Origin of the sequence: Cohnella sp. (assembly GCF_041641335.1) — a bacterium.
GTDB lineage: Bacteria > Bacillota > Bacilli > Paenibacillales > Paenibacillaceae > Cohnella.
Genome location: NZ_JBEPYQ010000021.1, coordinates 50,866 through 70,794 on the forward strand (window position 1 = coordinate 50,866; position 19,929 = coordinate 70,794).

Below are 19,929 nucleotides of genomic sequence, written 5' to 3' on the forward strand. Positions count from 1 at the left end.
CAATTTGGACACATTGTTCTCGCCTTGTTGGCTGACGTGCTTGATGTCGTTCTCGGAATTGAGCATCCGCGCGCTGTACGCCATCAGTTGCCGGGTGCGTCCCCGCTAATGGGGACAACCTTCCTTCTGTTTTTAAGATTTCACAGCTCCCGTCATGGCCCCTTCAATGATATAGCGTTGCAAGAAAAGATACAGTAATAGCAGAGGGCTTGCCACAATGACGAGCGCCGCGGCGATCAGCGTCCACTGGTTGCTGTATTGGCCGTAAAATTTGAACAGGCCGAGCACGATCGGATACAGTTTCTTATCGGACAAATAGACAGTAGCCCCGATGATGTTATTCCAGACGCCGATCGCCTGCAGAATGGCGCTCGTCGCCAAGACCGGCTTGATGAGCGGCAGAATGATCGTCAGCACGAACCGGGAATAGCTGCTGCCGTCGATGCTCGCGGCCTCATCCAACTCTTTCGGGATCGACTTCATATATCCCGCCATCAGCATAAAGCCAAGTCCGATACCGGTGTTTACGAGCACAAAGCCGAGCCGGGTATTGTACAAACCGAGGGAATGAATCAAATTCCACTGGGGAACGAGATTGTTCGGCAAGAAGATGCTGATCATGAAAAAGACATAGAGAAAGCTTGCCCATCCCACGTAGCCCCGCGAAATGGGGAACGCCGCCAGCGCGGAAATGAGAACCGAAAGACCGACTGCCGCGGCGGTATAGAATACGCTGTTGCCGATTAATTGGCCGAAGTTTCCCTGTTTCCAGGCATCCGGATAATTCGAGAACAGGACATGTTTTACGATCCCGACCGGATCGACCAGGAATTCGAGCTCGGGCTTAACGGAAACATTGAACAGGTACAAAAGAGGGAACAGGTACAAAAAAGCCATAACCGCCATCACGGCGTAGCCGAGCGGTTTGGGTACCAAGTGCATTTTCATTACATCTGCACCTCTCTTCTGCGCAAGTAAAATTGAGCGATCAGGGCGACGACCAGCACGAGGCCGAATTGCAGAACCGCTACTGTTGAAGCAAAGCCCTGGCGAAGGCTTACGCCTGCGTTGCTGCCGAAAGCAGCTAGATAAACCTCGTAGCCGAGCACGCTCGTATAAGGATTATTCGGCGTCAGGATGAAGATGACTTCGTACGTTTGCAAGGACCCAACGATGGCGAGCAGCAGGTTCACGGTAACGGTAGGCGCGAGCATCGGCCATGTGATGTGGGCGAACGATTGCCACGCCTTAGCCCCGTCGATGCGCCCCGCTTCATAGAGATCGCCGGGAATCGATTGAAGGCCCGCAAGAAAGATAACCACCGTATAGCCGAGCGCTCCCCAAATTTGAATGAAAATCGTCAACGGAAATGCAAGATCCGGGGAACCGAGGAAGGTGGAGGAGCTGCCGAACAGTTCCCATATTTTCTGAACCGGTCCGTCCAGCGGGTTGAGCATCAGCGTCCATACTAGACCGAAGACGGTCACGCCAAGCACGACGGGCAAGAAGATGAGCGACCGAAAGAACATGTGGCCCCGCAGCTTCGTATTGATCACGATGGCGATGAACAAGCCAAGGGCGGTCTGAATGCCCGTGACGGCGGCCGCGAATATAAGCGTTCTCTTCAGCGCGGCATAATAAACGGGCGTACGCCCGGATTGGAAAAACTCTTTGTAATTATCCCATCCGATAAATTGCCACTTGGTCCCCTGAACGGCGGTAATATCGGTGAACGAATAGATTATGGTGAATACGGACGGTCCGAATGAGAAGATGATATAAATCAGTAAAGCAGGCAGCAGGAACCAATACGGAGACAATCGGCTCCAACTTTTTCCGAACGGATACATCTGTTGCAACTCCCTTCTAATCGAAGAATGGAGGCAGTCGAGAACGGCCGCCTCCAATTCCTATGAACTGCTTATTTCAAGTTGGCCATTTCCTTTTCCCACTCTTTTTGCATGTTGTTCATAATTTCTTCAGGCGTTTCTTTTCCGGCCGGCTTGAGTAATTGTACCGGTGTCACGCTGCTCGTGTAGTTGCCAGCTCCTTGAGGCGCTTGCCAGATAATATCCATCGCCAGCTTCATTTTGCTTGCTTGCGGAGCGATTTCTTGCAAGAACGGATCTTTGAGCGTCACGTTAGGCTGCGTCGGCAAAAATCCGACGGCATTGACGAACTCGCTATAATTCTCCGGCTCGGAGAAGAACTCGAGATACTTGAGCGCCGCTTCCTTGTTCTTCGAATGCGCCGCGATCATGAGGGACATGTCGTATTTGCCGTAGAAGTTTTTGTTATTCTCGGCATTATCGCTCACAGGCATCGGGAAATATCCGAATTTCATATCCGGGTTCGCTTTGGCAATCGCACCTGCATTCCACATGCCGTCCGGCAGCATGGCGGCTTTGCCGGCCGCGAACCGTCCGACGACGGAAGCGTAGTCGACTCCCATGAAACCTTTCTCCATGTAGCCCATCATTTGCTCGTATTTCTCGAGCATTTCCTTGAACACCGGATCGGTGAACTTCACCTCGCCGGACCAAATCTTCTTGTCGAAAGCTTCGAGATCCGGCTCGAGCGCGGCAATAAAACCGTTCGCGGCCATGCCCAGCGGCCAAATGTCTTTGCCCGCCATCGTAAACGGAGCAACGCCGCTGTCCTGCAGTGTCTTGGCCACATTCAGCAACTCAGGCCAGGTCGTCGGCACTTTAAGGTTGTTCTTCTCGAACAATTCCTTATTGTAGAATACGCCGGTATAAGTAACCATGCCGACGTCGATACCCCAAACTTTGTCATTGTACGTCATGGCGTCCTTCAAGCTTTCCGGAGTGAAATTGTTCAGAAATGCCTTGCCCGTCAAGTCTTCGATCAAGCCGGCATCGATATATTGCTGCATAGCCGGAACCGCGGCGCCCGCGTGATAATCCTTCTTCGGATTGATCGCGAAGCTAGTGACGATATCGGCATCGTCCGCGTTCAGACGGGTTTGCAGCAGCGTTTGGTATGGCCCGTCCGGTTTGGACGTATCGAACGTTACCGTAATATTCGGATACTTCGCAGTGAACTTCTCGTTCAGCTTCTGGAACGCCTCGATGTTCGTCGGCTGCTCCCAAGTTGCCAATTTCAGCGTGATCGGCTTCGTGTCTTCGGAAGCGGACGGAGAAGCCGCGCCTGTAGCCGCGGGACTGGAAGATGATTTTCCGTTGTTGTTGTTGCCGCAAGCGGCCAGAGCCAGCACCAGCAAGCTGGATGTCAGCACAGTTAAACCTTTTTTTGTCAATCGACTGTTCATGGATGATCCCCCTTGAAATGATGAGTGATTATAGCTTTGTTTAGTCTTCCACATGCCTAGCTTGTACGGCACCACCACCTTTCACACTTGTTTATTCGTCACGCTCTCGCGAATCACGAGCTCCGGTTCGATCGCAATGAGATAAGAAGGAACAAGAGAACTACCCATCCGATCCAGCAAGCCAAACGCAACCGTTCTTTGAAACCGGTCAACACTTCTTCGGTTATTATCGGGTTAATTATAAAAGTGATATTTAATGCGTTAAATAACAAGAACTTAAGGTTCATACCAAATTTATAACCTTGCTGCGAACGAAAAATAGAGTGCCAAACCTTAAAGGCTTGGCACTCCTTCATTCAATTGATGCGATTAAGAAGAGCCGACGTCAACAGTCCGATATCGCTTGGATCGGCTCTACTTTTCAGATGCAATTTTACCGACCGCATTAATGGTTCCCCAAACCGAGAGCTTAACAGAAAAAGGTTTAGACACAACACATATTCCAATCTGTTCGGGGAAGACCGTGGTGTACTAGTTGCCAGCTGGGTCCTTCACGCCGTCGCCGTAGCTCGGTCCGATTCGGTACATCTCTACGCCTGTCGTTTGCCTGAAGCTCTGGTTGTTTCCGGGTCCAGCAAGCCAATGTCGTGCATATGGTTCAGCCATCGGAAGTATTCCTTCTCCTCCGGACGCAGGTAATGGAACTTCGCCTCATAGGTAGCCGGATCGATATAAATTTCACCTTCATCCGGCACGCCCGCCGTAGCGACGGCCGGGTTGGAGACGGTAATCAAAATCTGCCACTCCCCTCCGTTCAGGGACAGGCTGACAACATTGCCCCGCTTCCCCCCACAGCAAAGGCAGCGAACGAAGTCCGTTCGCTGCCTTCAAAGCCCATTCCCTGCCCCCGAAACCCGCTTACTCCCCACCGCCGTAGTCGATGGACTGGCGCTCCTCGAAGCGCTCCAAAGCAAGCTGGATCAGCGTGTCGAGCAGCTCGCGATAGGAGACGCCCGACTCTTTCCACATCTGCGGGTACATGCTGTAAGGGGTAAAGCCCGGCAGCGTGTTCACCTCGTTGATGAACAGCTTGCCGTCGCTGCGCCGCAGGAAGAAATCGGCGCGGCACAGGCCGGAGCCGTCGATCGAGCGGAACGCTCTCAGCGCCATGTCGCGCACCGCGTTCGCCGTCTCCTGCGGAATTTCCGCCGGGATGACCATGATCGATTTGCCGTCGATATATTTCGCTTTATAATCGTAGAATTCGTTCGAGCTGACGATCTCGCCCGGAACCGAAGCCCGAGGGTCGTCGTTGCCGAGCACGCTCACTTCGATCTCGCGCGCATCGACGAACTCCTCGACGATCACCTTGCGGTCGAACCGCAGCGCTTCCTCGATCGCCGCGACCAACTCCTCGCGATTGCGCGCTTTGGACACTCCGACGCTGGACCCGAGGTTAGCCGGCTTGACGAAGCAAGGGTATCCGAGCTCCTCGATATTCGCCAGCACCGCTTCCCGATCCTTGTTCCATTGAAATCGGATCAAATGCCGGTAGCCCACCTGAGGAAGTCCCGCTTGCGCGAACATCGTCTTCATCGCGACCTTGTCCATTCCGACAGAGGAGGCCAGAACGCCCGCGCCAACGTAGGGCAAGCCCGCCATTTCGAACAATCCTTGGATCGTGCCGTCCTCTCCGAACGTTCCGTGCAGCAGCGGCAGCATCACGTCGATCGCTTTGCCGTCGCTGACCGGCGAACCCTCCGTCAGCACTTTCTCCGACATTCCCTGCAGCACCGGCAGCAATGCAAGCGTGCCGCCCGCATCTCCGCTCCCGGCCGACACTTCCCCCGCGGGAGTAAATTGCAGCTCCGCCACCGCGGACGGAGGCGCGCTGAGCAGCGGTCCCGATCTCCACTGGCCTTTAGGCGTAATATAGAAAGGAATCAGTTCGTACTTGTCGTAGTCGAACGCCTTCAATACGGCAAGGGCCGTCTGCAGCGACACCTGGTGTTCGCCCGAACGCCCCCCGTACACGAGTCCGACGCGTATTTTGTTCCCCATAGCTTCGAATACCTCCGGCTTATCGGCGTTTGCGCCCTCAGCGAATTCCGCAATCGAAGCGGAAGCCCTGCCTCCCCGCGCAAACCCGGCTTTTCTGTTCGTCAAAATTCATCCGCGATGTGATAAAAATAATAACGGGTTTTATCCGTCCAAGCATACGAATCCTTGTAGTCCCAGTAACGGTGTCGGCTGCTTACCGTGTTCGCGTTCACGAGAGGCATGCCGTCCGGCGTAAACGCGGTGACGATCGTATTGTGACCGACCCGGCCGTTGCCTTCCCAATCGTAGCAGATGACATCGCCCAGCTTAAGCTGCTGCGGCTCGTACACGGCTTCCGCTCTGAGCCCGGAGGCGCGCGGAGTCGCCAAGTATTGCTGCAATCCGGCCGCGACCGCCCAACTGAAGCTCCACCATTCTTCCTTGCCGGAGTAGCCCTTGTACCACCAGCCCGAAGACCTTCTCCCAGTATAATTCATCGGCGCGCCCCCTGCAAAGAGACACTGGGAGACGTAATTCGTGCAGTTGACCTCGAAATTTTCGTAAGCGGGATTAGGCTCGTTCCACCATCTCTCGGCGTACGCGACCGCTTCTTCCCGCAAATAAGGGACCCCCCTTCCGACGGCTCCGTACCCCCAACCGTCGTCGCCCAGCGCATATGCCCCCGCGTACACCTTCGACTTGAAGCCGTACAGCGCGTTCGGGTTCATGAAAGGCGCGGAAGGAACCGGCGTCCTTTTCTCTCCGTCCCAGGGATCGTGAACTTCGTCCAGTTCCTCCGCCGCCAGCTCTCCCGGTCTTTCTCCGGGCAGCGGCCTTACCGTCTCGAGACGCCATACTCTGCCGGCTCGTATAAACCGAAGCCTCTCCCTTTCGACTCGCTCCTCCGACCATACCTGATTCCGCTGCTCCATCAGACGCACAAGATGGATCGACAGATCGGCCGCGACCTCGCCGCGCGTTGCCTGGTAGCGCTCGATTCTTACCCTCATTTCGCTGCGCGCCGTCCGAATCGCCCATCTCGCTTCTCTGCGCGCTGCGAGCAGCACGCGCTCGTTCAGCCGTACCCGATGCTCCCTGTCCGGAATGTCCCGCAGCTTGCGGGAATCCGTGCTCAGGGCCGCCTCATTGATCGCGTTGACATATTCGAACAAAGCTTGTTTCCATTCCGTATTCTCGCCGGGCATGGAGATCACCTCCGAATCCGATTTCTCGACAAGCCGTCGTCAGATTGCGCCACTTCATCCTATGCCGGAAAAAATCATTCCATGCCGCCCACTTGTTTCGCGCTCAGGCACGAGGCTCGCTTCGGATGGCCGGAACTCAAATGAGGCATTCTATAGAAGTTCGATTCGGGGTCATCAGGGCATCGCTCTGCCCTGTCGGCACACGACATGCGCTTTTGCGGATTCCTCCGTGAAATCGCTTCAAGATGGACTGAAATGACTTTACGGAGCCGCCTCGACAAGGTATACTGGATGCATAGAGTATTTTTGAAATCGCGTTTCATAGAATGAAACTCATTCTCAATTAGGACCGCGATTGCGCAAAAATACGGACTGCCCTACAGATTTCGAATCAAGGAGGTTTCACAGTTGTCTAAAATCCCTTATCAAGTGCAAGCTCAGCTGCAGTCATCCGGCAAATCCTACCGTTACTTCAGCCTGCCGGCATTGGAAGAGCAAGGCGCAGGCCCGGTCTCCAAGCTTCCGTTCTCCATCAAGGTGCTGCTCGAAGCGGCGGTTCGCCAATTCGACGGCCGCGGCATTACGGAAGAGCACGTCAAGCAACTGGCCACATGGACGGAAGGCCGCGAGGACAAGGAAATTCCTTTTATCCCCGCGCGTATCGTTCTTCAAGACTTCACCGGCGTTCCCGTAGTCGTCGACTTGGCGGCCATGCGCGAAACCGTTAAACAAGCAGGCGGCGATCCGAAGCGCATCAACCCGCTCGTACCGGTCGATCTCGTTATCGACCACTCCGTCATGGTCGACGCTTTCGGAAGCCCGGACGCCCTGCAATACAACATGGACGTCGAATTCGAGCGCAACGAGGAACGCTACCGCTTCCTTCGCTGGGCGCAAACGGCGTTCGATAACTTCCGCGCCGTTCCTCCGGCGACGGGGATCGTTCACCAAGTCAACCTGGAGTACCTGGCATCCGTTGCCGCTACGAAAACAAAAGACGGCGTAACCGACGTTTATCCGGACTCGCTCGTCGGAACCGACTCCCACACGACGATGATCAACGGTCTCGGCATCGTGGGCTGGGGCGTCGGCGGCATCGAAGCGGAAGCCGGCATGCTCGGCCAGCCGCTCTACTTCGTTATGCCTGAGGTCGTCGGCTTCAAGCTGACCGGCAAACTCGCGGAAGGCGCAACGGCGACCGACCTTGCCCTGACCGTTACCCAGATTCTTCGTAAAAAAGGCGTTGTCGGCAAGTTCGTCGAGTTCTTCGGCTCCGGCTTGTCCAACATCAGCCTCGCGGACCGCGCGACGGTCGCGAACATGGCTCCGGAATACGGCGCTACGATCGGCTTCTTCCCGGTAGACAGCGAGACTCTGAACTACCTGAGACTGACCGGACGCGAGGAAGATCAAATCGCGCTCGTCGAAAACTACTACAAAGCGCAAGGCATGTTCCGCACGGACGACACGCCGGATCCGGTCTTCACCGAAGTGCTGGAGCTCGACCTGTCCACGATCGTGCCGAGCTTGGCCGGACCTAAGCGTCCGCAAGACCGCGTAGAGCTGACGGCGATGAAGCAATCGTTCAACGAGAGCATTCGCACGCCGATCGAGAAAGGCGGCTTCGGCCTGTCCGACGCTCAGATCGAACAGAAGGCGGCCGTCAACCACCCGAACGGCAAGAAGAGCGAGCTCAGCACGGGCGCCGTCGTCATTGCGGCCATTACGAGCTGTACGAACACGTCCAACCCGAGCGTTATGATCGGCGCGGGCCTCGTCGCCAAGAAAGCCGTCGAGCGCGGCTTGACGAAGCCTGAATACGTCAAGAGCTCCCTTACTCCGGGTTCCCTCGTCGTTACCGAGTACTTGACCAACGCCGGCCTGCTGCCTTACCTGGAGAAGCTCGGCTTCTACGTCGCAGGCTATGGCTGCGCGACCTGTATCGGCAACTCCGGCCCGCTGCCGGACGAAGTCAGCGCCGCGATCGCCGACAACGACTTGACCGTTGCCGCCGTTCTGTCCGGCAACCGTAACTTCGAAGGACGCGTTCACGCGCAAGTCAAAGCGAACTACCTGGCTTCTCCTCCGCTCGTCGTCGCTTACGCGCTGGCCGGCAACGTCAACGTCGACTTGACGAAGGAGCCGATCGGCTACGACAACGACAACAAGCCGGTGTACCTTAAGGACATCTGGCCGACGAACGAGGAAATCCAGCAGGCGGTTGCCGCTTCGCTCAACCCGGATATGTTCCGCGCTAAATACAAGAACGTATTTACGCAGAACGAGCAATGGAACCAAATCCCGGTTCCTCAAGGCGAACTGTACGAGTGGGACGAGAAATCCACTTATATCGCCAACCCGCCGTTCTTCAAGGACCTTGCTCCGGAAGCCGGCGACATTCAAGACGTCAAAGCCGCTCGCGTCATGGCGCTGATGGGCGATTCCGTTACGACGGACCACATCTCTCCGGCGGGCAACATCAAAGCCGACAGCCCTGCGGGCAAATACTTGCTCGAGCACGGCGTAGAGAGAAAAGACTTCAACTCGTACGGCTCCCGCCGCGGTCATCACGAAGTGATGATGAGAGGCACGTTCGCCAATATCCGCATCCGGAACCAAGTCGCTCCGGGCACGGAAGGCGGCGTTACGACTTACCTGCCTACGGACGAAGTGATGTCCATCTATGACGCTTCGATGAAATATCAGGACAGCGGCACGAACCTGATCGTCATCGCGGGCAAAGAGTACGGCACCGGAAGCTCCCGCGACTGGGCGGCCAAAGGCACGTTCCTGCTCGGCGTCAAAGCCGTCATCGCCGAAAGCTTCGAGCGGATTCACCGCTCCAACCTCGTCGGCATGGGCGTTCTTCCGCTGCAGTTCCCTGCGGGCCAAAGCTGGAAGTCGCTCGGCATCACCGGCCGCGAGACGTTCGACATCGCCGGCCTGTCCAACGACGTGACTCCGGGCCAGACGGTTGCCGTGACCGCTACCCGCGAGGACGGAACGACTTTCGCGTTCGACGCGATCGTGCGTCTGGATTCGATGGTCGACGTCGACTACTACCGCAACAGCGGCATTCTTCAAACGGTGCTTCGTCAGATGATGGCCAGCAATAACTAGTCGCTGACCGAACGAATATATAAGCAAGAGCGTCTTCGGTTTCCGAGGGCGCGCAGAATAAAGAACCCCGTTCATGCCATCCGAAGGCATGAACGGGGTTTCAGCTTATTTGTGAAGATTGCGCGGCCATTCCGGCGAGTTTTCAAAATCGATCGCAACGACCGTATTCCATTCGTCGCACTCCGCCGCGTCCAGTTGAATTTTTATTCGATTCACGGTATGCGTTCCGTTCAACCCGCCCCAGTAGCCGTGTACTTCTTGAACTTCATAAGGCAGAGCTTTACCGTTTCGCAGTAGCCTTACATTCGTCACTATGCCGCTAATATCCCGAACCTCGATTGGGAATCGAGGAATATCTCGAACGTGCAAATATAAGGTGTTGTCCTTGCGCGTCGTCGGTCCATAATAGCTGGTCGGATGATGCTCCGGCACGCTTCTCGTCCCGTAAATGCTTTCTCCCGAATGCGCGAGCCACTCTCCGATGCGCTTGAGTCTGACAATGGCTTCCTCCGGCCAGGATCCGTCCGGTCGGGGTCCGACATTCAACAGCAGATTGCCTTCTTTAACCGCAACCTCAAGCAGCGTTTCCAGCAATGCAACTTCGCTCTTATAGCCCGCCGGATCGGAATGATATGCCCATTGGTTGTTCATAGTCATGCAAGTTTCCCACCAGCCTTGCGGCGGAACGGTAGGAACGAACTGTTCCGGTGTCGCATAATCTCCCGCATCTGGAAGCCGGTCATTAATAATAATGTGCGGCTGTAAATTGCGCATCATCTGCTTCACTTCATGACTCCGCCAGCGGTCTGCCCCGAAACCGGGAACATCAAACCAAACGAGATCGATTTGACCGTAGTTCGTAAGCAATTCGCGCAATTGCTCGACGAAGCGCTTATGGAACTCCCACCATCTGTTCGGGTCGTACACATTTTGCTTTGGAGATTGAATGTGCGGACTGATTGGAATCGTCGCGAAATCGGGATCGTACCAATCTATCGTTGTAAAATACAAGCCTACCTTCAACCCGACCTCTCTGATGGCTTCCACGTAAGGTCCGACAAGATCGCGCTTCGGTCCTCTTTGCACGGAATTGTAGTCCGTCGTTTTCGTGTCGAACAAGCAGAAACCATCGTGATGCTTGGCCGTCAGCACCGCATACTTGGCTCCCGACTCCTTAATCGCCTTAGCCCATTGCTTAGGATCGTATTTGTCGGGGGTGAATTCCTCCGCAAGCCTCTCATACTCATCCGCGCTTATGTGCTGTTTGCTGTGCGGCATTAACGGCCAGGACGCCTCGATTTCTCTAAGCGCGTAAGGACCCCAATGAATGAACACGCCGAATCGCGCATCGCCAAACCATTGTGCATCTGGATGTGTCGCTTTCATGAATAAGCCTCCCGAAGAGTCGTATTGTGTTTATCGAAATTCTCACGCATATTGATGCATAATCCAGATTGGATTATCTCACTCTGTACTGCTCAAAATAACGAGGAATCATTTCAGTCGAAGCGCCCGGCAATTGCGGAAGAACATAATAACCGTCTACGACGGTTGCAGGTTCCACGAAAATATGCCTGATCCAAGGAATATATTCGAGCAAAATCGCATTCGGAGTTGCCGCAACGAGGTGTTGATGGATCTGCCCCATATCGCCAACATGCGGGCACACCGGCAAGTCGTAAGCCGCTGCAAGCGAAGCAACCTGCAACCACTCCGTTACTCCCGCAACTCGAGTAACGTCCACCTGCACATACTCGACTGCTCCCTGATGAATGTAATCGCGAAAAGCATATTTGGTGTAAACATGTTCCCCTAGTGCAATCGGCACATTGAGTTCGTCCGCCAACCTGCGATGATTCATAATATCGTCCGGATTCAGCGGTTCCTCCAACCACATCAGATCGAATTGCTCCAGCTTCTTGCCCCACGTCATCGCGGTTGTAATATTCCATTGCTGGTTGACGTCGATCATGAGGCCGACATCGTCGCCAATCGCTCTGCGCACAGCTTGAACTCTGTCGAAATCTTCGCGCGGATCGGTCCTGCCCACCTTCATCTTGACGGCGGTAAAGCCCTGCTCCAATATTTCCGTCATGTCCTTAATCAATCTATCCTTGGTCCAGTTCAGCCATCCGCCATTCGTGTTGTAAGCCTTGATTTTTTCTGATTTATGACCACCTAAATATTTCCATAAAGGTTGGTTAGACGCCTTTGCCATGATGTCCCACAATGCGATGTCCACCGCTGCTTGCGCCATATGGGTGACCCCTGCCCTGCCGATCCAGTGCATGGCGCCGTATCGCATCTCATCCCACAATTGCTTCACCATGAATGGATCCTTGCCAATAAGAAGAGGGGCATAGTAACGATCGATCGTATCGACAATCATCTCGTCGCCTTTGGCGCATGTGCCTGTGTAGCCATAGCCGGTAATATTCTCGTCCGTAAATATTCGAACGCCCGTAACGCCCCAATGAGATGCCGCGTTAATCGCGTCCGTAATTGGAGGGGTGATTGGAACATGTAAAATGAAAGTTTCGACTTTAATAATTCTCATATAGCTCTCCTCCAATTTCCGATGATCTTTAGTACCCCAACGATGCTCCTCCATCAACAGGCAGCGCTACCCCCGTTATGAATCGTGAAAGTCTCGACGCAAGAAACAGGGCAGCATCGGCAATTTCTTCCGACTCCGCCGGTCTCCCAAGCGGATGCATATCATTAAGCAACTGGCGCACATGATCAGGGTCAGCTTGCTGCAATACCCATTGTTCCAACAATGGCGTCGATACGCCCGCCGGACAAATGCAATTAACCCTCACGCCATCAGCCGCATAGTCCAAAGCGAGTGCTTTCGTCATCGCAATCATGCCGCCCTTGGCGGAAGCGTATACCGGATTTTTTCGCTGTCCGACCAGTCCGTTAAGCGATGCCATGTTCACGATCGCTCCCTTGGTTTGGCGCAAATAGGCAATCGTGAACTTCGTCATCAAATAGGCGCTCTTCAGATTGATGTCCATCACCTTTGTCCATTCAGGCTCGGTTACCTCTTCTAACTCCTTGGGCAAAATCGTTGCAGCATTGTTGCACAGAACATCAATTTTCTGCTTTTGTGCGATCACGTTTTCTACCAGCTGTCGCACTGCTTTCTCCGAAGACACATCGGCAGGATAGGCGATCGCTTTGCCCGGGCCGTATGCATCCTTGATTTCCTGCGCCACGCGTTTTCCATCGCTTTCTGCAATATCCGCAATAATGACTTCGGCGCCTTCAGAAGCGAATCGTTTCGCAGTCACTTCCCCGATGCCCGAGCCGCCGCCCGTGACGATGCAAACTTTATTTTCCAGCAGCATGATACGCCTCCTTCCATCCCATCCATCTTTAGCATGATTGGCTATATTTACTAACGATTTTACTTATTGCGGACGCCGCTTCCGACAGTGCCTGCTCCTCGGTCAATGAACCGATGATGCAGCGTCTGAGAGACTGCCAAAGGATATCTTCGGTTTCAGGGTATTCCGCAAATTTAGGAGGAATGATGACACTGGTCTCGATCGTCTCTTCCAGCAAAGCCCATCTTCGCGATTCGATTGGATGATCCTCCGCCCCCTGCTTAATCCTATCCATTAAAGAGAGGCGAACAGGAACGTGTCCGTTCGCCGCATCGATGGCCTGAATCTCGGGCGACGTTATAAACTTCAGCAGCTCAATCGCCTCATCCTGACGCTCAGATGCCGCCGTCACGGCGAAAGAGTGACTGCCGCAATAGACGGCGCGCTTGCCGCACTCGCTCGAAGGCGTCAACGCAACGCCGAATTTGTCCCTTACTATGCAGGCATCGTCGTTGAGCAGTCCCCAATAGCCCGGCCAATCCGTTGCCATCGTGCTGTCACCGCTTCTGAAGCTAGTCGAAACTTCATCATAATGATAGTCGGGGAGAGCGGCAGGCGTGAGTTTCTTCTGATACAATTCCTTGAGCCTGCGAAGCGCCTCAATGCCGGAACGACTATAAAAAGCGGGTTGGAGATTCTCGTTGAACAACCGGCCGCCTTCGCTGATCAGCAGTTCAAAAAACGTACCGAACAACCCCGACTCCTTGCCTGGATAGACAAAGCCCGTATAACCTGCCGCTTGCAGTTGCTGCGCTGCCTCGCTCAATTCATGCCAGGTACGCGGAACCTCGATGGCCAGCTCCGCAAAACGATCCGTTCGATAAAACAACAACCGGGCATCGAAGTTTCGCGGTATGCTCATTAATTGCGAGTTGTAACGAGCCAGTTCCAGAAGAGCGGGGGAGAAATCCCCCAGCTCTTCTGTCGAGAAGGCCTCATTTAACGAGAGCAGATATGGCGCTTGAGACGGTACGTATTTCGTATGTGTGGATAAGAGATCAAAAGCATTTTCACCGGATTCGAACGTCTTTTGTACAAATCGATTCAGATCGGGATGTGCGCCTTGGAATACAATCTGAATTTCGATTCCGGTTCGCTCGCTGAACTCCGCAAAACTTCGGTAGAGCGGTTGATAGGAAGGTCCGTCAATTAATCCAACTTTAAGAGTAGTTCGTCTCATGCGGTATGCTCACCTCAACTGGATTACTTGAGTGAAGAAAGGAATTCCACTGTCTGCGGATCGGACTTGTAAGCCGAAGTATTAAACGGCGCCTTCATCGCTTTTTGCGCAAGCTCCAGGTATTGGAACAAATTCAATTGCTCAAAGCCTTTCAAATAGGAGTCCCAGTCCTTGTCCGTCGACTTGGAGCCGATAATAAATTGCGCCATCGATTGTTTGACATAGTTTTCAATATTCGTCTTCAGCAATGAATATTGCTGATAATCCTCCGACTCCATCCATACCGCTCCAGGGTATACAAATTCAGGCTGCTTGCCGGCATAGTTAGACATCGTTTCGAGCATTAGCAGAGATTCGAGGCCATCCTGGGAGAACGGCGGATTAGCTTGTACAAAACCATTGCGCCATATCGTATCCTGGAAATTCGGCCCCATTTGGTCCCAGCCTTCATTTTGCTTCGCATTGGCAGAATAGAATGCATCCGACTGGGTGATGAATAGTCCCTGCTCCCCATTCAATCCTTTCACATCCGGCGTAGCCTTCGTCCAATATTTTCCTTCCGGACCGTAGTTCAGCGTCTGCGTGCCTTCTGGCGTGTAAATGAAATTGATGAGCTTCATGAGTCTGACCAACTGGTCTTCGGTCGCGTTATTCGTCGCAATGAAAGTCATGTTTCTTGGAGAGTTGCCGCTGAACGCCGCATATTGAATGCCTTCAGGACCTTTCAGCGGCGCGATCGTCTGCCATTTGCTATATTTTTCGTGCGTCGTATCAATGAATCCTGCACTATACAAGTAAGGCACGACGCCAACCTTGTTCTGCGAAACCAACTGTTTGAGTACATCGGATTTCTGACTGAATGCTTGCTTGTCGATCAAGCCTTTGCTATACAACCGGTTCATATACGCGAGACCTTGTTTCCAGCCTTCTTCAACAGGTGCATATTTGACTTGTCCGTCCTTAATCTCAAAGTAATCCGATCCGTTGTTGTATGTGAAGGCATTCATGAGAAAAATAGTCGGATCGAAACCATCAGATGTTCCCGACAACGGAATATATCCATTATCCTTGAATACTTGCAGCACATGCTCGAATTCCTCGGTCGTCGTCGGCGTGGTCAGGCTGTGCTTTTCGAGCAGCTCGGTATTGATCCAAAACTTCGATCCCCAGTTACAGTGTGTACACGCATTATAGAAGGTCAATCCGTAGATGTTCCCGTCCGGAGCTACTATCGCCTCTTTGAGTCCCGGAGCGGTTTCAATCGCCTTCTTCAAATTCGGGGCATACGCGTCAATGTAGTCGTTAAGCGCGACGACGATTCCTTGCTTGGACAATTTAAGGATGTCGGACGGAGAGAACTCTCCGTTCCAGAATACTTCGGGGTAGTTGCCGCTCGAAAGAAGAAGCTGTTGCTTCGTTAATTTGTCGCTGGATGGCGCTACATTGAATTTAACGTTTAATTTAAATTCGTCCCGTACATATTGGGTGAACCAGTTTGTTTCTAGATCGATGACATTCCCCGATGGCGAAGCAAAGAACGTAATGTCCACGACTTGATCGTCATTCGCTTTACTGGTCGCCGGGGCGCTGCTCTGCGCCGGGTCTTGACTTTCGACACCGTTGTTGCCGCCAGAGCATGCAGACAGCACAAGCATAATGCCTAGAAACAATATAAAACCCCTTTTTTTGTTGACTCCCATACGAACCCCTCCATAGAAATTGATGTGAGATTTTCCGTTTCAGTCCTGCTCATTTCCAAAAGCGCATGCATGGCTTTTTTCAAAGCACCTTCATTCATTCTTTGATTGAACCTACCATCACTCCCTTCACGAAGTGTTTTTGAATAAACGGATACAGCAGCAAAATCGGAATACTGGCAACGACGATCACGGAATACTTGAGCAGCGTACGCATGTCTTCGAATCTTTTGAGTTGCTCTGCGGTCAGCGACATATTGGTCATACTGATGTTGTTATTGACCAGAATTTCACGCAGCACCAGTTGCAGCGGATATCTATTCTCGCTGTTCAAAAAAATTAGCGCATTGAAATAAGAGTTCCAATTGCTTACGGCTGACCATAATAGCAGCACGGCAATGACCGGCTTCGAAAGAGAAATGACGATTCGCAGCAAAAACCGAGTATCGCTGCATCCGTCGATTTGCGCAGCTTCATACAATTCATTAGGAATGGAGGTTTGGAAAAAGGATCGAGCAACTAAAATTGAGAAAATATTAAGCGCAGACGGCAAGATCATGACCCACAGCGTGTCTATAAGCTGCAGATTTTTGACAACCAGGAAATAGGGAATGAGTCCCCCGTTAAACAGCATGGCGAACAGCAGCAGCCACAGGAGAAACCGACGTCCGGTAAACGTTTTACGCGAGATCGGATAGGCCATCATCACCGTTAAAGCGACGCTGATTAATGAGCCTAGCCCAGTGTACAGAATGGAATTCAGATAGCCGTTCCAAATTTGCGGATACTGAAACACCGCCTCATAGCCGTACAATGTGGGTTCAACCGGCCACAACCACACTTTTCCCGCCAGTACGGCGGATGATGAACTGAAGGATGAACTGACAATATATAAGAGCGGGTATGCGATCACGACGAACACGATGGATAAAAAAATATAGATACAGAGCATCATAACCCGATCGCTGTAAGGTTCTTTGATTACAATCGCATCATTCACAACGGTTATTCCTCCTCAGAACAGACTGGAGTCCGAAAATTTTCTGCTTAGCAGATTGGTCGTTACAATCAAAATAAATCCAACGACTGAATTAAACAGTCCAACAGCTACTCCGAAGCTGTAGTTCGTGTTAATCAGACCAATCTTATAGACATAAGTTGAGATAATCTCAGAATGACTGAGATTCATGATGTTCTGCAGCAGGTAGACTTTCTCGAAGCCGATACTGAGCAATCCGCCTACCGATAAAATCAGGAGCACAATAATGGTCGGACGAATGGTTGGCAGATCGATATTCCATATTTTCTGCAGTCTTGAGGCTCCATCCATTTTCGCTGCCTCATGCAATTCAGGATTCACGCCTGACAAGGCCGCTAAAAAAATAACCGCGCTGTATCCGGTTTCCTGCCATATGCCAGACCATACATAGAGAGACGAGAATATTTTAGGATCTCCGAACAAGTCCAGACTCGGCGTTGTTCCGAACAATTTGGATATTTGGCCGTACAAGCCGGTAGAAGGGGACAGTATAATATTGATCATGCCAACAAGTACGACTGTAGAAATAAAGTAAGGCGCATACGTGACCATCTGAACGACTTTCTTGAAGCGCTGATTTTTAACTTCGTTCAGGCAGAGGGCAAGAACGATTGCAGCCGGCATCCCGACGCACAGCGCATAGACGCTGAGCATTAATGTATTTCTTAGGATCGGCCAGAAAAAGGGAGAATTAAAAAACAAATCGAATTGCTTCATCCCAACCCAAGGGCTTCTCCATATGCCTTGAATCGGGTTGTACTCCTTAAATGCGATTAGTGCGCCGAACAGTGGAACATAATTAAACGTAATCAGAAATAAAACGGGCAAAGCCACGATCAAATAAAGCTGCCAATGCCGGTAAATGTTTTTTATCCACGTACGGTTTGCAAGAGCAACCACGTCGAATCCCCCTAAATGAAAGCGATTACTAAATCGTGTACGATATTAATTTATCATACACGATTTATGATGTAAAGAGATCAATCGAAATTATCTCTAAGTCTTTTGTGCGCATTTTTCAAATGAATCGCCATGGCTTCCGCAGCTTGTTCAACATCTCGGAGCAGCAGAGCCTGAACGATCCTTTCATGCTCCTTCTTCTCTTCTTCCAGCTCGATGCGATAGTGATTCAAATTAAGATACCGGTGAATACGTTCTATAATAGAAGTGACCATCTGCTTTAAATTTTCATTGTTCGCATACATTAAAATCGTACCATGCAGATCGTGATTCATAATCGAGATCGCATCTTCGTCGTTATTCTGAGGAGCGCCTTCTTCTCCGTGCTTCAAGGCATTAAGAATGTCTTTGAGCTTGGCTTCAGGAATATGCTGAGTCGCTTTCCGTATGGCCAGCCCTTCAAGCTGACTGCGGATTTCAAAAATCTCATCGATATCCGTTAAATTCATTTCAGCCACGAACATGCCCTTGAAGGGTACAATCGTCACAAACCCTTCCGAGGCAAGACGAAAAAGCGACTCTCGAATGGGGATATTGCTTACGCCCAAGTCTCGTGTCAGTTTATCAATGTTAATCTTATCGCCAGCAGGCATCGTATGAGACAAGATCTGCTTCTTCAAAATCGTATAAAGTTCATCCGTAAGAACATAACGTTGCAGTTGCTTTTCAGACATTTTGCCCACTCCTCAATCAATCTCACCAGAATCATATCATGTACGGTTGACGAAAAAAAGCTCAACTCGCTCTCCCGAATCGATACGCGGTCGCAACAAGGCTTTCTCATACTAAATTTTGTTACTTGTACCTCGTATGCGTTATAATATTCTCATTGCGCTTGCAGCGCGCCAAGCTTACGAACGGAGGCGAATCCGGTTTGGACACCTACAAGCAACCTTCTTGGCTACGAAAATACCGGACTGCCCTCATCTTACTGGCCGTCCTTTTTTTGTTGTTCTATGCGTACATTAAGCCTTGGCCCTACATGCTGTACGGTCCCGGATCCGCGGAGCCCGTGCATCCCCGGGTCGAGACCGGCCACGAGCTCGAGGAGAAAGGCGCGCTTCTGTTCACGACCGTCTCCACCTACTCGAACCCGAACATTTTCTCGATTTTGTACGCCAGATTCAACCCTCGCATGGAAGTCAAGTCCGAGGAGACGGCTACCGGGGGCGCCACCAACCTGACCGCTTATCGCAACCTGCTCTCCTACATGCGGGACAGCTCCGAAGCCAACGCGCTATTGGCCGCTTACACCACGATGGGCAAACCGATCGACGTCCAGCCGCAGGGAGTCATCGTCGTCGCGCTGCTGCCGGAATCCAAAGCGAGAGAGAATGGCCTGCAGGAAGGCGACATCATCACGAAGGTGGACGGCCAAGACGTTCCTTCCGCGAAGGAGCTTTCCGACTACTTAACGGGGAAAAAATCCGGAGACGAGGTCAAAGTATCGGGCACGAGAGGCACAGAGAAATTCGAAACGACCGTACCGCTGATTACGATGGCGCCGGACAACCGCACCGGCATCGGCTTCAGGAACGAGACGGTTCTTAAGGTCACTGCCCCCGACCCCGTCAAATTCGACTTCGCGGATACCGGCGGCCCTTCCGCCGGCCTCATGATGACGCTAGAGATCATCGCCCAGCTGACCGGAGAGGATTTGACCCGAGGGTACAGAATCGCGGGCACGGGGACGATCAGCGCGGACGGAACGGTCGGCCTGATCGGAGGCATCGACTATAAGCTGATGGCGGCGGACAGGGAGAATGCCGATTATTTTCTCGTCCCCTACAACCCGCAGAACGAATCCAACTGGACGCTCGCCCAGGAGACTGTCGACAAGCTGAAGCTGAAGCCGAAGCTCGTCAAAGTCTCTACGCTGCAAGAAGCGGTGGAATTCCTGAAGAAGCTGGACCCGAAACCCGATGAACCCGACGGGAAGTTATAAGTACGTGTTCAAAAAGTCCGGTTTTCAGCACCGAGAAGGTTGGATGAAGACCGGGAATG

Annotated in this window: 15 protein-coding genes and 1 pseudogene; 2 read left to right on the plus strand and 14 right to left on the minus strand. The window is 52.5% G+C overall.

What is annotated here, in order from left to right; genetic code table 11:
• Nucleotides 1-132 precede the first annotated feature (132 nt).
• The 6 genes and pseudogenes from ACESLM_RS09165 to ACESLM_RS09190 form a co-directional block, all read right to left on the minus strand.
• Complete coding sequence (locus ACESLM_RS09165) at nt 133-948, minus strand: carbohydrate ABC transporter permease (RefSeq protein WP_372631261.1); 816 nt, start codon at nt 946-948, stop codon at nt 133-135.
• Nucleotides 948-1,850, minus strand: coding sequence for a carbohydrate ABC transporter permease (locus ACESLM_RS09170; RefSeq protein WP_372631262.1), 903 nt, complete (start codon nt 1,848-1,850; stop codon nt 948-950). Before ACESLM_RS09170 ends, ACESLM_RS09165 begins: the two co-directional genes overlap by 1 nt.
• Nucleotides 1,851-1,921: 71 nt before the next feature.
• Nucleotides 1,922-3,292 (minus strand): ABC transporter substrate-binding protein, encoded by a 1,371-nt coding sequence (locus ACESLM_RS09175; protein WP_372631263.1) that lies wholly within the window; start codon nt 3,290-3,292, stop codon nt 1,922-1,924.
• 620 nt (nt 3,293-3,912) lie between these two features.
• Nucleotides 3,913-4,122 (minus strand): annotated as a pseudogene (locus ACESLM_RS09180) (ABC transporter substrate-binding protein); the annotation flags it as partial.
• An 88-nt stretch (nt 4,123-4,210) separates the two neighbouring features.
• Complete coding sequence (locus ACESLM_RS09185) at nt 4,211-5,353, minus strand: D-alanine--D-alanine ligase (RefSeq protein ID WP_372631264.1); 1,143 nt, start codon at nt 5,351-5,353, stop codon at nt 4,211-4,213.
• Nucleotides 5,354-5,454: 101 nt separating this feature from the next.
• Nucleotides 5,455-6,537, minus strand: coding sequence for an amidase domain-containing protein (locus tag ACESLM_RS09190; protein ID WP_372631265.1), 1,083 nt, complete (start codon nt 6,535-6,537; stop codon nt 5,455-5,457).
• A gap of 408 nt (nt 6,538-6,945) precedes the next feature.
• On the opposite strand from ACESLM_RS09190, the gene acnA reads away from it, so the two are divergent.
• A complete protein-coding gene (acnA, locus tag ACESLM_RS09195) occupies nt 6,946-9,657 on the plus strand; it encodes an aconitate hydratase AcnA (protein ID WP_372631266.1) in 2,712 nt (903 codons plus the stop codon).
• A gap of 105 nt (nt 9,658-9,762) precedes the next feature.
• Here the strand turns inward: acnA and ACESLM_RS09200 are convergent, their stop codons facing one another.
• From ACESLM_RS09200 to ACESLM_RS09235, 8 genes are all read right to left on the minus strand, one after another.
• Nucleotides 9,763-11,043: an alpha-L-fucosidase gene (locus ACESLM_RS09200; protein WP_372631267.1), complete on the minus strand. Its 1,281-nt coding sequence runs from the start codon at nt 11,041-11,043 to the stop codon at nt 9,763-9,765.
• Nucleotides 11,044-11,116: 73 nt separating this feature from the next.
• Entirely contained in the window at nt 11,117-12,214 is a 1,098-nt protein-coding gene (locus ACESLM_RS09205) for a mandelate racemase/muconate lactonizing enzyme family protein (protein ID WP_372631268.1), read from the minus strand.
• Nucleotides 12,215-12,242: 28 nt separating this feature from the next.
• Nucleotides 12,243-13,010, minus strand: a complete 768-nt coding sequence (locus ACESLM_RS09210) for an SDR family NAD(P)-dependent oxidoreductase (protein ID WP_372631269.1) — start codon at nt 13,008-13,010, stop codon at nt 12,243-12,245.
• A 28-nt stretch (nt 13,011-13,038) separates the two neighbouring features.
• A complete protein-coding gene (locus ACESLM_RS09215; RefSeq protein WP_372631270.1) occupies nt 13,039-14,229 on the minus strand; it encodes an extracellular solute-binding protein in 1,191 nt (396 codons plus the stop codon).
• Between the two features lie 23 nt (nt 14,230-14,252).
• Complete coding sequence (locus tag ACESLM_RS09220) at nt 14,253-15,929, minus strand: type 2 periplasmic-binding domain-containing protein (RefSeq protein WP_372631271.1); 1,677 nt, start codon at nt 15,927-15,929, stop codon at nt 14,253-14,255.
• Nucleotides 15,930-16,023: 94 nt separating this feature from the next.
• Nucleotides 16,024-16,881: a carbohydrate ABC transporter permease gene (locus tag ACESLM_RS09225; protein WP_372631290.1), complete on the minus strand. Its 858-nt coding sequence runs from the start codon at nt 16,879-16,881 to the stop codon at nt 16,024-16,026.
• 60 nt (nt 16,882-16,941) lie between these two features.
• Nucleotides 16,942-17,865: an ABC transporter permease gene (locus ACESLM_RS09230; protein ID WP_372631272.1), complete on the minus strand. Its 924-nt coding sequence runs from the start codon at nt 17,863-17,865 to the stop codon at nt 16,942-16,944.
• 80 nt (nt 17,866-17,945) lie between these two features.
• Nucleotides 17,946-18,599: a GntR family transcriptional regulator gene (locus ACESLM_RS09235; RefSeq protein WP_372631273.1), complete on the minus strand. Its 654-nt coding sequence runs from the start codon at nt 18,597-18,599 to the stop codon at nt 17,946-17,948.
• A gap of 200 nt (nt 18,600-18,799) precedes the next feature.
• Between ACESLM_RS09235 and ACESLM_RS09240 the strand changes: the two genes are divergently transcribed.
• A complete protein-coding gene (locus ACESLM_RS09240; RefSeq protein ID WP_372631274.1) occupies nt 18,800-19,870 on the plus strand; it encodes a SepM family pheromone-processing serine protease in 1,071 nt (356 codons plus the stop codon).
• The last annotated feature ends 59 nt before the right edge of the window (nt 19,871-19,929 follow it).

Coding starts and splice junctions, on each gene's coding strand:
- ACESLM_RS09175 (WP_372631263.1), bottom strand. CDS start 3,292: ATGAACAGTCGATTGACAAAAAAAGGTTTAACTGTGCTGACATCCAGC.
- ACESLM_RS09225 (WP_372631290.1), bottom strand. CDS start 16,881: ATGATGCTCTGTATCTATATTTTTTTATCCATCGTGTTCGTCGTGATC.
- ACESLM_RS09185 (WP_372631264.1), bottom strand. CDS start 5,353: ATGGGGAACAAAATACGCGTCGGACTCGTGTACGGGGGGCGTTCGGGC.
- ACESLM_RS09235 (WP_372631273.1), bottom strand. CDS start 18,599: ATGTCTGAAAAGCAACTGCAACGTTATGTTCTTACGGATGAACTTTAT.
- ACESLM_RS09165 (WP_372631261.1), bottom strand. CDS start 948: ATGAAAATGCACTTGGTACCCAAACCGCTCGGCTACGCCGTGATGGCG.
- ACESLM_RS09170 (WP_372631262.1), bottom strand. CDS start 1,850: ATGTATCCGTTCGGAAAAAGTTGGAGCCGATTGTCTCCGTATTGGTTC.
- ACESLM_RS09190 (WP_372631265.1), bottom strand. CDS start 6,537: ATGCCCGGCGAGAATACGGAATGGAAACAAGCTTTGTTCGAATATGTC.
- ACESLM_RS09200 (WP_372631267.1), bottom strand. CDS start 11,043: ATGAAAGCGACACATCCAGATGCACAATGGTTTGGCGATGCGCGATTC.
- ACESLM_RS09215 (WP_372631270.1), bottom strand. CDS start 14,229: ATGAGACGAACTACTCTTAAAGTTGGATTAATTGACGGACCTTCCTAT.
- ACESLM_RS09205 (WP_372631268.1), bottom strand. CDS start 12,214: ATGAGAATTATTAAAGTCGAAACTTTCATTTTACATGTTCCAATCACC.
- ACESLM_RS09220 (WP_372631271.1), bottom strand. CDS start 15,929: ATGGGAGTCAACAAAAAAAGGGGTTTTATATTGTTTCTAGGCATTATG.
- ACESLM_RS09210 (WP_372631269.1), bottom strand. CDS start 13,010: ATGCTGCTGGAAAATAAAGTTTGCATCGTCACGGGCGGCGGCTCGGGC.